Annotated in this window: 18 protein-coding genes; 10 read left to right on the top strand and 8 right to left on the bottom strand. The window is 40.6% G+C overall.

Translation table 11 applies throughout. The features are described 5' to 3' along the window. Positions 1–21: 21 nt before the first annotated feature. Positions 22–369 carry a M20/M25/M40 family metallo-hydrolase gene (locus P6709_RS05795; protein WP_278239953.1) on the bottom strand — a complete coding sequence of 116 codons (348 nt, stop codon included), beginning with the start codon at positions 367–369 and terminating at the stop codon, positions 22–24. A 176-nt stretch (positions 370–545) separates the two neighbouring features. Here P6709_RS05795 and P6709_RS05800 point away from each other — a divergent pair, with 176 nt between their 5' ends. After that, positions 546–1955: a YfcC family protein gene (locus P6709_RS05800; RefSeq protein WP_278239954.1), complete on the top strand. Its 1410-nt coding sequence runs from the start codon at positions 546–548 to the stop codon at positions 1953–1955. A gap of 235 nt (positions 1956–2190) precedes the next feature. On the opposite strand, the gene P6709_RS05805 is transcribed toward P6709_RS05800, so the two are convergent. Then, positions 2191–2508, bottom strand: a complete 318-nt coding sequence (locus tag P6709_RS05805; protein WP_278239955.1) for a 2-acyl-glycerophospho-ethanolamine acyltransferase — start codon at positions 2506–2508, stop codon at positions 2191–2193. Positions 2509–2545: 37 nt separating this feature from the next. Beyond that, a complete protein-coding gene (locus P6709_RS05810) occupies positions 2546–2887 on the bottom strand; it encodes a hypothetical protein (RefSeq protein WP_278239956.1) in 342 nt (113 codons plus the stop codon). 163 nt (positions 2888–3050) lie between these two features. On the opposite strand from P6709_RS05810, the gene P6709_RS05815 reads away from it, so the two are divergent. Continuing rightward, complete coding sequence (locus tag P6709_RS05815) at positions 3051–3284, top strand: hypothetical protein (RefSeq protein WP_278239957.1); 234 nt, start codon at positions 3051–3053, stop codon at positions 3282–3284. An 85-nt stretch (positions 3285–3369) separates the two neighbouring features. Here the strand turns inward: P6709_RS05815 and P6709_RS05820 are convergent, their stop codons facing one another. Beyond that, positions 3370–3942, bottom strand: coding sequence for a TetR/AcrR family transcriptional regulator (locus tag P6709_RS05820; protein WP_278239958.1), 573 nt, complete (start codon positions 3940–3942; stop codon positions 3370–3372). Between the two features lie 138 nt (positions 3943–4080). On the opposite strand from P6709_RS05820, the gene P6709_RS05825 reads away from it, so the two are divergent. From P6709_RS05825 to P6709_RS05850, 6 genes are all read left to right on the top strand, one after another. Further along, on the top strand, positions 4081–4974 hold the full coding sequence (locus tag P6709_RS05825; protein WP_278239959.1) for an ABC transporter ATP-binding protein: 894 nt from the start codon (positions 4081–4083) through the stop codon (positions 4972–4974). 2 nt (positions 4975–4976) lie between these two features. Beyond that, positions 4977–5759: an ABC transporter permease gene (locus P6709_RS05830; protein WP_278239960.1), complete on the top strand. Its 783-nt coding sequence runs from the start codon at positions 4977–4979 to the stop codon at positions 5757–5759. 141 nt (positions 5760–5900) lie between these two features. Beyond that, positions 5901–6377, top strand: a complete 477-nt coding sequence (locus P6709_RS05835; RefSeq protein WP_278239961.1) for a hypothetical protein — start codon at positions 5901–5903, stop codon at positions 6375–6377. Positions 6378–6551: 174 nt separating this feature from the next. Continuing rightward, on the top strand, positions 6552–7115 hold the full coding sequence (locus P6709_RS05840; RefSeq protein ID WP_278239962.1) for a hypothetical protein: 564 nt from the start codon (positions 6552–6554) through the stop codon (positions 7113–7115). A gap of 33 nt (positions 7116–7148) precedes the next feature. Beyond that, entirely contained in the window at positions 7149–7682 is a 534-nt protein-coding gene (locus P6709_RS05845) for a ClbS/DfsB family four-helix bundle protein (protein ID WP_278239963.1), read from the top strand. A 91-nt stretch (positions 7683–7773) separates the two neighbouring features. Further along, positions 7774–8229: a hypothetical protein gene (locus tag P6709_RS05850; protein ID WP_278239964.1), complete on the top strand. Its 456-nt coding sequence runs from the start codon at positions 7774–7776 to the stop codon at positions 8227–8229. 441 nt (positions 8230–8670) lie between these two features. Here the strand turns inward: P6709_RS05850 and P6709_RS05855 are convergent, their stop codons facing one another. The 3 genes from P6709_RS05855 to P6709_RS05865 form a co-directional block, all read right to left on the bottom strand. Then, on the bottom strand, positions 8671–9801 hold the full coding sequence (locus P6709_RS05855) for a glycerate kinase (protein WP_278239965.1): 1131 nt from the start codon (positions 9799–9801) through the stop codon (positions 8671–8673). 18 nt (positions 9802–9819) lie between these two features. Further along, the gene (locus tag P6709_RS05860; RefSeq protein WP_278239966.1) at positions 9820–11088 is read right to left on the bottom strand and encodes a GntP family permease; all 1269 of its coding nucleotides are present in this window, start codon (positions 11086–11088) and stop codon (positions 9820–9822) included. A gap of 124 nt (positions 11089–11212) precedes the next feature. After that, a complete protein-coding gene (locus P6709_RS05865) occupies positions 11213–12355 on the bottom strand; it encodes a sugar diacid recognition domain-containing protein (protein WP_278239967.1) in 1143 nt (380 codons plus the stop codon). A gap of 383 nt (positions 12356–12738) precedes the next feature. Here P6709_RS05865 and P6709_RS05870 point away from each other — a divergent pair, with 383 nt between their 5' ends. Continuing rightward, on the top strand, positions 12739–13326 hold the full coding sequence (locus P6709_RS05870) for an NUDIX domain-containing protein (RefSeq protein WP_278239968.1): 588 nt from the start codon (positions 12739–12741) through the stop codon (positions 13324–13326). 118 nt (positions 13327–13444) lie between these two features. Here P6709_RS05870 and P6709_RS05875 read toward each other — a convergent pair whose 3' ends face one another. Beyond that, the gene (locus P6709_RS05875) at positions 13445–13993 is read right to left on the bottom strand and encodes a YcxB family protein (RefSeq protein WP_278239969.1); all 549 of its coding nucleotides are present in this window, start codon (positions 13991–13993) and stop codon (positions 13445–13447) included. A gap of 204 nt (positions 13994–14197) precedes the next feature. On the opposite strand from P6709_RS05875, the gene P6709_RS05880 reads away from it, so the two are divergent. Next, positions 14198–14629, top strand: coding sequence for a GNAT family N-acetyltransferase (locus tag P6709_RS05880; RefSeq protein ID WP_278239970.1), 432 nt, complete (start codon positions 14198–14200; stop codon positions 14627–14629). Positions 14630–14642 lie beyond the last annotated feature (13 nt).

Consider the following 14642-nt stretch of genomic DNA (forward strand, 5'->3'; position numbering starts at 1 on the left):
CCTGTAAGCTGCTCACGCTTTTCACTGAGGACTTAGGGCTGCAGTATGCACATCATGTCCGCATGCATGCGTTACGCCTTCCACTTTTGACTTATAGGAAACCTCCTTTTCATCCTGCATAGGCAGGGCATCAAAATCTGCCCGGAGTGCAATGGTTTTTCCAGGACGGCCTCCAGTTAAATACCCCACAACACCCTTTCCTCCGACATTCGTTTTCACGTCAATTCCAAGTTCGCTCAAATAAGCAGCCACTTTTTCCGGCGTGCGTTTTTCTTCGTGGGAAACTTCAGGATGCATATGAAAATCCCTGCGAAGTTCCACCATTTCCGTTTGCAAGTCTTCCAATCTTTTCTGTAATTCAACTAACATGACAAACCTCCAGCTTATTTGACAATTTATTTTAAATTTTGCAAAAATAGAGTATGAGTTATATACTATACAACATCAATTTTTTTATCAATCAAAGAGATTACTAGAATAGGGGTGAAAAGGAAAAGTAGAAAAGAAAAATTGATTACTTATACAGAGGGAGGCATAAAAAGTAAATGGGCACGAAGATTGAGGAAAATGAACCACAAAAGAAAAAATGGGAAATGCCCGATACATACGTTATTCTATTTCTTGTCCTTTTAGCAGCCGTAATTGCCACATACTTTGTTCCAGCCGGCTCATTTGAACGTGAAATGGCAGATGGGGTGGAGAGGGTCGTACCGGGGACCTACAGCGAGGTGGATGGGAGTCCGACCGGCTTTATGGATATCTTTCTTGCCCTTCAAGCGGGAATGGTGGAATCAGGCGGCCTGATTTTCCTTGTCTTGTTTGCGGGAGGCGCATTTGAAGTCATTGAGCGATCCGGTGCGATTAAAGGCGGCATCTTGCGGGCTGTCAATAAAACCAAAGGAAAGGAGTTTGTACTTATTGCACTTGTGTCGCTTTTATTTGCACTGGGTGGAGCAGTAGGAGCGGTTGCAAATTCCGTTATTCCTTTTGTCGCGATTGGCGTTATCATTGCAAGGGCGCTTAAGTTAGATGCAATTGTGGCAGTCGCGATTACATTTGGGGCCACATTTGCCGGCTTCAATGTTGGTTTTTTAAATCCCTACACCGTCGGAATCGCTCAATCCATCGCAGAAGTGCCGCTGTTTTCAGGCATGTTGCTTCGAGTGATTGCCTTTGTCGTGATTGTTGGCGCGACAATCTGGTACACCTGGTCCTACGCGAAGAAAATACTATATGATCCATCCAAAAGCTTAATCGGCGTTCTGGACGAAGGCTCTGACGAAGGAGATGATTTGAAAGCGCCATTTACGGTACGCCATAAAATCATCCTGTCATTTGTTGGTCTTATGCTCTTATTTTTTATTTATGCGACCATTGAGTTCGCCTGGACGATTGATCATATGGCGGCATTTTTCATTGTCATTGGACTCGTATCAGGTGTCATTGCAGGAATGAATTACAACAAAATAGCCATTACATTCCTAGATGGCTGTAAAAATCTGGTCTACGGTGCACTGATCATCGGGGTGGCTCGCGCCATTCTGATCGTCATGGAAAATGCGGCGATTCTGGATACATTCGTGCAAGCATTGTCCGTTCCGCTTGAAGGGATGTCACCGGTTTTTGCTACGCTTGGCATGTTTGTCGCAAATGGTGTCATGAACTTTTTGATTCCATCAGGAAGTGGCCAGGCCATGATCGCCATGCCGATTCTGTCACCGCTTGCGGATATGATCGGCGTTAACCGGCAGATCGCCGTTCAGGCCTATCAGTTTGGAGATGGCTTTACAAACAGCATCTTCCCAACCTCAGGCCCCCTAATGGCAAGTCTGGCAGTTGCCGGCGTGTCCTGGATCAAATGGGCAAAATGGATGCTGCCCTTGCTTCTGATCTGGACAGTCATTGCAGTCGCCATGCTCGTTTTCGCTGTCTTTATTAACTGGGGACCGGTATAGGTTTGATAGGAAAGAGCCTCATTCAAAGCGGATGAGGTTTTTTTTATTATCAGATTTTAATTTAAATTAATTTGAATAATAAATGGAATTATATGTTGATTTATGCTTGCAATCGCAATGGTGACCACAGGATATATTCTTCCATTTTATAAAGACAGCGGTGGGAATGATCCTTTTAGCATTAAGTGTGTTTGGGTGGTTTATGTTGTAATTACCTATTGTCAAAAAATTTTTATCAGGCAGGTATTTTGTGAAATTCATTAATATACTCAATGACTAAGGCTGCGATAAGAACAGTCAGAGGAGTAATATTCACAAGTAAAGAGAAGATTCTTTTTAAAATAGGCTCTCTGCTGAATAACGATACAATACTAAGCGGAATACCAATTATGGATATTGAAATAGCAATCAGCGCCAGTGTGCTTAGAATAGTTTTTAACCCGCTATGGGTGGTTAATGATAGTGCGTAAAAGGAAAGAGGAAGGACGGATAGTGTGATAAGGGCTGCTATGAACGAAATGTTGGTGAAGACAGCAAGGCTTTTTCTTTTCATAGATTAGTTCACCTCGTTAGCTCGGGTCTATATTTTCTTAATGTTTCTTCTGTTCATAGAAATCTTTGTACATGATAACGATAAGAATAAAAACGTATAGGGGTATAAAGAAAACTCGATTATTTAATTCACTATTTTCTAAACTAATGTCCACTAAGATACCTACCGCTACAGAAAGTATGCTTAAAATACCAATGAAAACAAAACTCTTTTTGTTTTCTGTGAAATAGTCTATTTTTATTTCAATGACTAAATATAATATTGTAAATACAATTAAAATAGTACGAGTTACAAATAAATACTCATACTGAAGAAAAAAGGTTCCAACTAAAAACAAAAGAGCCAGTACACTAAAAAGCATTGAAAAGATTTTTTGCATGACAAACACCCACCATAGAAAATTAAGTTTATTCTTACGTGTTTTATCAATATCACTAGAAAGACTAAGCCTGCCTAATTTACCTGCAATTAGAATAACATACTTACAGATTTAGAAAATGATGTTCCAGTTTTTCATTACAATAGTGTAAGGAGGGATCGTAATGGTCACATCTTCTAATAAGAAACAAGGGATTTTTGGGCATGCTTCGAAAAAAAGTAAAATCGTATTAGGTGTGCTTATGCTTTTTACGATCACGACGATGAATGCCATTCGTATTTTTGTTCCAGCAGTTAGTGAATTTCGGGAAGAAAATCTTTTCCTGTATGGACTCCTTCATTTTGCCTCCTATGGAGTGACCTATGCCATTTGGAGATTATTATTTTACAGATTGTAAAGAATTCCTTTTTGTTGTAAAGAATTCCTTTTTGCAAAGAGCCTGGAAACCCAAGCTCTTTTTTTGTGCGGTTCGCATGGACAAATCAATCTCTCAACCCCATCAATTTCCCCATCACACCACTACTCGAAAGCTCTCCTAAAATCGCGGTTAACTCTTCAAGTGAAGGAGGGTTTTCCTGGTTAAACCAGTAGCTTAAAACCCCGATCATCGCAGACAGAGCATATTCCAGTGTGTAGTCAAGCTCATAGCCGTCTTTTGCACCCTGCGCAATAAGAGCTTCTTTCATCATGGGCTTCATGCTGGCTTTGATTCGCCGCTGAAATGCAGGATCCCCGTGATCGCCAAGCAGGACGGCGAGATAGCCGCTGTGGTCAGAATACATGCGGACCAGTGCGTCAAGCTGAAATGGATCACCTGAAGAAGACAGCTGCTGCATCGGCATCTCCTGCAGCTTGGAAATTAAATTATTTTCCAATTGCTCCACCACATCATACACATCCGTAAAGTACTCATAAAAGGTGGACCGATTATAGCCTGCTCTTGTCGTAATTTCTTTGATCGTAATTTTTTCAATCCGTTTCGTGCAATACAATTCCCAGAACGCATCAATTAGATTTTGTCTCGTTTGTGCCGTAATCGCTGGATTCTTTTTCATGGCTATTCCTCCCAGGTGGTGCTGCTAAATCCGACATTGAAGCCAAACTGTCGGTTGATGGAGCCAATTGGGCACCATACAATTGAATCATACGACATGTTGTCGGATAAATACAGAAGAAATGGCTGGTGATTGTAGATGACAGCGATCAACATCGAGCATCTTACAAAGGATTATGGAAACAACAAAGGAATTTTTGATGTTTCCTTTCAAATAGAAGAAGGGGAAGTTGTTGGCTTTCTTGGACCAAACGGTGCAGGAAAGACCACTACCATTCGCCACCTTCTTGGATTCAGTAAACCGCAAAGCGGAACCTCTGCTATTTTACAGATGGACTGCTGGAACGAGGCGAAGGAAATTCAGCAGCATCTCGGCTATCTGCCGGCAGAAATGGCGTTTCCGGAAAACATGACAGGCACCCAGCTTATTGAACATACCGCAAAAATGCGCGGTCTTAATGACCGGAAAAGAGCGCAGGAATTAATCCACATGTTCAACCTGGATCCTTCCGCACCCATTAAGCGGATGTCGAAAGGGATGAAGCAGAAGGTGGGGATCGTTTGTGCCTTTATGCATAACCCGAAAATTCTCATTCTGGACGAACCCACAACTGGACTGGATCCTCTGATGCAATCGGTCTTTGTGCAGCTGATTCACGAGGAAAAAGAAAAGGGGAAAAGCATCCTGATGTCGTCCCATTTATTTGAGGAAATCGAGGGGACCTGCGACCGCATTGCCATGATCAAGCAAGGCAGAATCATTTCGGTCATGAATGCCGAAGAATTTAAAAACGCTGAGAAGACGTCATTTAACATAACATTTCAAAACCATGAAGATTTTCAATCCTTTCAACAGGAACATTTTCAAATCTCACAGATTCAAAAAGGCAGCCTGCAGCTCGTCATCGAAATTGAAGATGGTCAGCTAAACAGCCTGATCGGTGCGCTGGCTGCCAGAAATGTGACGTCCATTCGGGAAGTAAAATACTCACTGGAAGATAATTTCATGAACTTCTATAAGGGGGAGCATTGACCATGTTTAGTAAGCCATTATTCATTCATTTGATAAAATCAAACGCAAAAGTATTTTCCATTATAGCGGGTGCGCTGACGCTGCTGATCGGGATTATTATGAGTGTCTTCACACCGGATACGATGAAAGAAATTGCGCAAACCAGTATGGATGCGCCGATCAATCCATTAGGTGATATTTCAACCTTAGTAGCCTTTACAGCAAATCAATATTTCGGAAATTTCGCCCTCATTTTTGCCATGATCTATTCCATTATCATCGGCAATAAATTGATCGCAGAGCAGGTGGATAAAGGCAGCATGGCGTACCATCTGTCAACGCCTATCACGAGAACCCAATACACCCTGACAAGTCTCATTTACGTTGTTTCTTCACTCCTCGCCCTATTTATCCTGATTTTTGGAGCAGGAGTAGGGGTGGCAGAGCTGGTTCAGCCGGGTGAACTGCCGATTGACACATTCTTCATGCTGACTGCAGGATCATTCCTATTGCATCTGGCCATCTCGAGCATTACATTCTTCGCTTCTTGCTTATTCAACCGCTCAAGCTATTCCCTTGCGCTCGGTGCAGGGCTGACCGTCTTTTTCTTTGCGGCGAATATGCTTTCCGGCATGAGTGACAGCCTGGAAGTTCTTAAATATACAACGATCATTACGCTCTTTGATTCAGAGGCCATTATTCAGGGCGGAGACTATGGTGCGCAGTTATTCATTCTAGTGGGACTGTCGATCGTCCTTTACCTCGTGGGAGTCGTGGTTTTCAAGCGGAAGGATTTGCCGTTATAAAACAGACGTGTTTCTAACCTAAGTAAAAGATGAAACGGAAATCCACATAAAATAATAGGTATCTTGTACCAAATCTAGTTCTATATGGTAGGATAAGTTTAACAGGGAAGTGTAAGATCAACTTATGAAAGGGTGCATATAATGGAAGAATCACAAAGGGAGTTACGAGAAATTAAGAAGTTAAAACAGAAACGACTAGTACAGTACAACCTTGCTATGCTGCTGATAATTGTGCTTGTCGGTTATTTTGACATAAACATATTTTCTCCGTTGATTACTGGAATAATTTTAGGTTTGATGGTGATATTCGTAGCCATTTCAATATACACCCTGGTGACAGGGAAGGTTTTCGGGACAAAAACCAGTAAACGTTTAATGGAATTTGATAAAAGACACTGGGGAAAGAAACGTTGGAAGCAAAATAGAGTAGCGCAGATTCTTATCTTCAGTGTACTAGGTGTGATTATTTCCATTTTTTTCTTCAGTACAGATTTTAACCATGAAAGATATGACGCTCCTATTAGTCCGGCTCCGTTTATTGGAGCTTGGATAGGTGTTAATATAAGGATGATTTTACAGATAAATAAAATAGGAGTGCCGAAAAAAATAAATACATAAGTTTTTTAACTAAGGAATAATTTCTAACGTTGGTTTTCTTAACGATAAAATAGTTTGAATATTTAGAAATGAGAATCTTGTCTGTACGATATTATAATTGGATGGCCGTCCAGATGCATCATTAAACCTTAAAGAAGAACTAGGGTTTTAATAGAAACATAAGAGGGTGAGATGATGAATACTTTAATTGGGGACCTGCCGGCTGAGGTCATTCTTTTTAGTTTATTTGCGCTTCTCCTGACAGGCGTAATCATAACCATCATGTTGGTAAAGGAACAAAAAAAGACGATTAAATCGGTAATCCTCCTTTCAGCTATATTCTTTCATGCTTTTAACTTCTATATTATCTATGATTTACTGACACCTTCACCACAAGTTAGTTCTGGCAACGGCAACCCGAATATCCCGTATATCTTTGTTTCATTCCTCCTGTTTCTCTCATTTTGTATTGTCCTTACAAGAAAAATGTCGGATACCCTAAGACAAAAAAGGGGATGGCTGATTCTGATCATCATGGTCATTGCTTCGACGATCAGTTATTTTTCTTTCGTCTACCAGTTAGACTTTATATCTACAATAAAAGAAGAGCTATATTATCCGTTGGGCAGCTGGTGGAGCTGGTGGGAAAGCATCCATTTAAATTCTCTTTATTTTAATCCGTATACTTTTCTAATGGGAATGAGTATTTCCGTTCTAGTCGCCGGGGTTTTTGCAGTAATAAAAAAAAGGCAGGTGTAAGTTTTTTCGTTGAAAAGGAAGTGGGGAATTCATATGACTGTTCAAACAGAGAAAAAGATATTGACCGTTAATAGTGAACATAACTTTAAAAAATTGCTTGAAATCATTGAATCCGTTCCCAAAAGAAAAAGGGGACTTTCCATTGAAACTTTGGATAGAGATAAAAATTTCCGGGATGTCATCATGCATTTGTATGAATGGCACGCCATGCTTGAAAGATGGTATAGAGAAGGGATGGATGGAGACAGTCCGATAATGCCGGCCCCTGGATATAAGTGGAGAAACATTCATCTCCTAAACCTGAAAATTTGGGAAAATGTTCAGGAGGTGCCATTAAATCAAGCCATAAAAAAGTTCACGTTAAGCCACGAAAGAGTAATGAGCTTAATTAGATTACATACCAATGAAGAAATCATGGCGAAAAAAAAGTATAAATGGACAAAAACGAGTAATCTATTCAGCTATTTTTCAGCAAACACATCCAACCATTACCTATGGGCGATAAAAAAATGTGAAACGATTGCACATGGAATAGCAGAAACTGACGATGAAGTGGTAGAAAAATAAATCCCTTTTTCCGTCCTTCTATTTAGTTTGAAGTTATTAAACCAACCGGAAGTAGAGTTTAATAGGTTGTCGAATTGAAAGGGCGGATAAGATGGATGAAGCACAATGGGATATAAAAGAAGTAAAGAGTTTAAAAAGGAAACAGCTAATTCAATACAATATCGGGATGTTGTTATTTATTATGCTTATTGCTTTATTTGCTGAACATGGATACGACACCTTCATCATCGGAATGTTAATTACCGTAATATGGATATTGGGGGCTATTAATGCATACACCCTTGTAACGGGAAAAACGATTGGTACGAAGTCAAGCAAGCGTGTACAGGAATTTGATAAGAATCAATTGGGAGAGCAACGTTGGAAGCGAAATAAAATGATAGAAACGGTCATCTTCAGTATTTTGGGTGTAGGGGCTGCAGCAGGCTATATACTCCTCATTGGGTTTAACCCTATAACACTTCAGTTTCCCAGCTTTTATTTCCCGCTTTTCGGGTCTTGGGTAGGATATAATGCTGGTGAGATTGCTAGAATAAGCAAGTTGTAAAACAATTTATTAGATGATAGAAACGCTTTTGAGCTAGCGGATGTTTCCTAATATAAGGTCAACTAGTTTTTACTGACTGACTGTTACAGATAAGAACTATTAAATCATTAGCCATGGTTAGACGAACAGATGAGCGAGACGCTGATCCCATTGACTAGCTGCACTTTAATAGAAGCAGACCTTTATAAAAAGAGGCAGGGACAAAACTTAAAAGAATTTAAAGAATGAAGAAGTATTTATCAATAGTAAGAGGAGAGCGGAGCGGAAGGTGGCGACTCCTGCAGGATTTGACGGTTGCTTGAGACTATACAGGGCAAGGGCCTGGAGAGGCTCAAGCAACCGTCCCTGCGGAAAGCGTCCGCCTGAAGCGTAGCGAACCGGTCAAAGAGCTTGAGACACTTTTGTCCCAAGCTCTTATTACAGTTGTTCGGGCGCCTGCATCTAAAATCTCATCATGACACCAAGATTCCGGGCTGTATTTTTCAAATTGTCATACCCGCTTTCAAGCGCTTCCTCCAACGTCATCACTCCTGGCACGATACTAAAGATTGCATCAATGCCGTGGTCATACACATTTGAATAATTATTAGTTAAACTTCCCGCAAGCGCAATGACGGGAACATTATATTTCTTTGCAGTTTTGGCCACACAAATGGGCGTTTTCCCATGAATCGTTTGATGGTTAATGCCGCCTTCACCCGTAATGATTAGATCTGCATCTTGAACCGCTTCAGCTAGTTTCGTTTCGTTGATTACAAGATCGCCGCCGCGTTTTAAGTCTGCAGATAAAAAGGCAAGCATTCCTGCTCCTAATCCACCCGCAGCTCCAGCACCTGGTAAATCTTTAATATCTTTCCCCACGTCGCGACTGATTACGTTCGCGTAATGTGCTAAATAAACGTCTAACAATTCAATTTGCTCGTTGGTTGCTCCTTTTTGTGGACCGTATATCATGGATGCCCCCAAAGGGCCCGTTAATGGATTGTCAACATCACAGGCCACATCGATGGCTACACGACTAAGGCGCTTGTCGAGAGTAGTCAGGTCAATTCGGCTGAGTTTGACCAGACCTGCTCCTCCAAATGGAATGTCCTCATCATCTTGATCTAGTAATCTTCCTCCTAATGCTTGAACCATTCCAGCGCCGCCATCATTGGTCGCACTTCCACCAATTCCGATTATAAACCGCTCCACTCCCTTATCAAGAGCAATGGATATCAATTCACCTGTTCCGAAAGTGGTTGCACTCATTGGATCACGCTTATTGGGAGGTACCAGCTCCAGCCCCGAGGCAGCGGCCATTTCGATGACAGCTGTTTTTTCGTCTCCAAGCAGCCCATAAAACGCTTGAACCTTTTCTCCCAAAGGGCCGGTTACCGTTGCATACTCGATCCTGCCGCCTGTTGCATCGACTAATGATTGAACCGTACCTTCACCCCCATCGGCCATAGGGATTTTAATAAATTCGACGTCAGTCAGTACTTCTTTCAATCCATCTTCAATGGCATTGGCAGCTTCTAACGCTGTTAAACTCTCTTTAAATGAATCTGGTGCAATCACGATTTTTTTCATGACCAATTCCTCCCTTATTTATAAAAACAGCTTAAATACGCCAAAGATGAGTGTTGAAATGATGGCAATCGTTAATCCAACAAGTGACTCATATGGAATCAGCTTTAATCGTTCCTGGAAATTCATCAGCACGCTTCCTGCAGTTGCGTGAAAGAAGCTTCCGTGCGGGAGGTGATCCAGGACGGTTGCACCAGCATGAATCATCGCTGCCCCGGCAAGACTTGCTACACCTAATTCAATTAACGTGGTACTAAATACACTACTTGCAACCGCCGCACCTGCCGTCGTTGATGCCGTTGCTGCAGACATGAAGATACCTGACACCGGTGCTAACATATAAGTGGGCAACCCAAGTACATCAATCCCATCAATTAAAACATTTCGAAGTCCAGAATTCGAAATGATCCCGGCAATCGTCCCTGTTCCTAAAAGTAAAACAGCCACACCGGACATCTTGTTTAATCCAGAAACAATAAATGTATTAATCGACTTTATTTTCCCCATCACCAATGCACCCGCAAGTCCACCCAGTGGAAGGGCAATCATCGGGTCAATTACGATATCAAACAAAGGCCGTAATGCGAGTAAAACAATCGTTACGAGTGGAGCAATAATGGCAAGCGCGAAAGTTGGCAGTTTTTGACCATTTGTTTGGGTGATTTCATCAAGCGATACCTTTGAACCTTTATTCACTAATCTTTTTGCAAGGATATATGTAACGATTAATCCACCCAGCGCCGGTAGGATCCCAGCCGCCATGACCGATGTCAACGATACGCCGAAAGCCTCAGATACTGCGATCGTATTTGGATTTGGCGACATAATATTTCCTGCCTTCCCTCCACCAATCATAGCAAGTAAGATCGCCGTTTTTGACAGATTTGCACGGCTGGCAATCGCTAGAGCAATGGGCGCAACAGTAATGACAGCAACATCGACAAACACCCCGACAGACGTTAGAATCATCGTCGCAATCGCTAAAGATAATAAAGCCTTTTTCTCCCCGATTTTCTTTACAATGCTTTCTGCAATGGAAGCAGCTGCACCTGACTCAATGAGCACACCTGCAAGTACACCAGCTGCTAAAATCCTCAGAACAGCGGGGATAATGTCCTGAGCTCCCCCCATCATTAAATCAACCGTTTCAGTAACAGAAGCTCCACCGACTAAACCGCCAACCATGGCTCCTCCTACTAAAGCGTAGACTGGCGGTACTTTCCTAAATATAAGAACAATGGCTAATACTAAGCCTACAATGGCACCTAAAGCGCTTACTTGAACATCCATGGGTGTCCCTCCTTGATGAATCTTACTCTTCATCCCATTGTAAGCGTTTAATATTTGCAATACATTGTGCAGATGAAAAAAATAAAGCGTATTCATATCCGATTTTTTTGTTCATATGAACAACTCACTTTTCACTTGCAAAGTCATTAATAACAAGGGATAGGTACAATTCAAGTAAATCCTGATAGTTTCTAGGATCCTTGCCTGTGATTTCTTTAATCCTTTCTAAACGATACTGGAGAGAATTTCGATGAATGAATAATTTATTCGCTGTATTCATCGCTTTTCCATTTTCCTGAATATACATGTTCAGGGTCATCTGAAGGTGTCCTGACTCATCGTCTTCCTTTAACCTATGAATCAATTCAACAAATGGATTGTTTTCCATTTGGTTCGCTAATTTACTCATGAATACATAAATAGAAAGGTCGTCGTATACAAACATATTCTTTTCTGGGGTTAACTTTTCTCCAACGGTTAGAGTGTCTTTCGCCTCGTTAAAAGATTGATCGAGCCGTTTATATGTTGAAGTATAATTTCCCATTGCTAATTTAACGGCGGGATCGATTTTAATCAGGTGTGCGAGCCACTTTTCTACCGTACTGATGGTACGTTCCTTTTCCCACCGGTCATACTTCATGGATACTGCTTTAACAATCACAATTTCTCCGGTATAAGTGGTAACAGCGAGGTCGTCTGATTCAAGGAGATGGTTGATCATTCGCTCTAATTTCTGTTTTCGATCCACCTCAAAGAATGCGCTTTTTACGACGATGATCACCCTCGGAAGCAATAAATCAACGTGTAACGCCTTCGCCTTTTCAAAAAATAAATTTTCATCAAGCTTGTAGCCGTTAAGCAACTGATGAACAAACTCTTCTTTTATTCGTTCATCAAGCTGCAACTGCTTTTGCAAATAAGCTTGTTCAATAATCATTTCTGTTGTCATCTTTACTAATTCTCCGTACCCTCTCGTTACATCAGGGGCCCCTGTAATTCCAACAACACCTAAGACCTCACCTTGAAAAAAAATGGGTAAATTAATTCCTTCTTTGACACCATTCCAATTCTCCGTGTCGGAAACTCCAATTTCAACTGCTTCTTTTCTTCTTAAAACGTCACTCGCTGCTTCATGCTTTGTTGAAAGGCGCTGCTGATCCCCTGAACCAATAATTTTTCCCTCTTGATCCATCACATTTATATTGTAAGGAAGGATCGCCATGGTTCGATCCACGATTTCCTGAGCAAGCTGTTCCGTTAAATACATTTTTATGGTCATCCTTTTCATCTGGTTTCTTTGAAGTCTACCCTAAATCGGGACGAAGGGACAGGTTCCAGAACTCTATTGCAAAAGGCATGCTAAATTAGGTTTGTCTTCAAAGGAAAGTTAGGTTTATAAGTTCTACCTTAAAGGTGCCTATCAGAATGGGTGATCAACCACTATTGTCTTTATAAGTCTAAGAGATTTCCAACAAAAATGATGATCAAATCGAATACAAGCTTACCACTTGAAGGTGATTTTTTCTGTCATGAAAGGAAATTAATGTTAAAATATATCAGAGAAAGTTTTGGGATTAATATCTGTAGTGAATTGTACCAGGAGATTCTTGACTGTGCGAAAAGACAAAGGTGAATTTTAGGAGGGAGTCGATGGTCATTCCAAATAATGTACGAACATCTGGTGCGTATGTATTGTATAACGGACTATTCATATTTCAAGTGGGCCCAACGAAAAAAGGGGACAGACTTGGTGTTGTCAGATTAGGAGGACACCGGGAAAACAATGAAACCGCTTGGGAAACGGCAAAACGTGAAGTGTTTGAAGAAGCGCAAATAAACATTCATCTCATTGATTCAACTGTCACATTTTATCTAGCTGAATGGGGAGAGGAACCTGAAAAAGTTATAGGGGATGAAGCCGTTTCTCCAATTTTGATTAAAGGAAATGAAGAATCTTCCTACACAGTCATGTACCTTGCCACTACAGAATCCTTGCCGACTCCCTCAGGTGAATCAAAAGGATTAGTCATGCTTTCTCCAGCGGAAGTGCAGCTTATTTGCAGCAAGAAATTATCTTTATATGATTATCAGAAATCAGGAGGGACTTATATTCTTAAATCAGAATTCGATATGACACTACTCTTACAGCCATTTCCTCAATTACAGTTCCTATCTCGGTTGCTAAACGAAGAAGCTGCACTGATGCAGCGATTTATTGATAGATCTTTGATCAAGTAAAGAGTCGTATCTACTTTAAATTCAAATAGCAGCTTTAGTTATTAAATGACAGATTAACAGAAAAAAACAGAGCAAACGTAAAGCAACTCTGTTTTATATTTTTAAGAAATGAAGTGTATTAAAACTTTATTCTATTCCTACTCAAGTTTTCTCTAATTAGCTTTCTGAATACCCTCATTTCTGCCTCAGATTTAAAGAATCTTTTGGGCAGCACCATCGCTTTGCCTCTCGATACATACAGTCTGAACATGTCTTTGTTTTCATGGGCTGTTCGAATTTGTTCCCATTCAAGATAGGCGTCAGATCTTCCTACATTCTGGTGAATCTCGCGGGAACTAATGATGTACCTCATTTCTTTTTTTACAAGAGGGTCACTTTTAAATTCTCTCGCTGTTTTCACCCGTGTAATCATCTTCAACACGAGCATCAGGAGACCAGACAAAACAAGTGAAAATAGGGCGAAGACAATATAGCTGGGAATATTATTGAGGTCTTCCTCATTCCAACTGCTAATAACAAAGTTAAGGAAGGCAAAGACCAGGAATAACAATATAACGATATTAAGAATTTTATTCATATGGTATTGTCCATGCTTTAAAAATTCTTTCTTGGTTAGGGTGCCTTGGAGGACAAGCGTATCCTTTTCAGCTGCTGGTTCTCTTTCCATATCGAAATCATACTCCTTTCTGAATCAATCTAAAGTTTAACATACATTTCAAGGCCTTTTTCCACGTGTAAAGGTAAATCTTTAGTAAGATTAAATATTCTGCGATTTAGGAGCATCTTAAGAACAAACAGTCTCCTTTTTCAATAAAAAGGGGAGGGGAATAACAACAGGAATATCAGATTCTTTTTGTAGGAGGGAAATGGAATGGAAATTAGAGTAGCTACGATAAATGACATTCCTGAATTGGTTGTTTTAATGGATCAACTTGGTTATCCGACCTCTTTCAATAAAATGGAAAGTAGATTTAATGCTATATTATCCGATGCAACCTATCAAACTTTAGTTGCCGATTTTGAAGGGAATGTTGTTGGGATGGCAGGATTAAGGACTAATCTTTCTTATGAATATGATGATACTTATGTTCAAATTGTAGCCTTTGTGATCGATTCAAATTATCGAAGAAAAGGGATAGGAGAAAAACTAATACAAAGGGCGGAAAAATGGGCAAAGGAGCAGGGAGCTATTGCAATCGGATTGAATAGTGGCAATAGAGAAGAACGAAAAGGTGCCCATCAATTTTATATAGAAATGGGTTATAAGAATAAAAGTATTGGATTTTCTAAGGACCTTGTTTAGATTAACGGTTGCG

It is taken from the genome of Jeotgalibacillus sp. ET6 (genome assembly GCF_029667115.1).
GTDB lineage: Bacteria > Bacillota > Bacilli > Bacillales > Jeotgalibacillaceae > Jeotgalibacillus.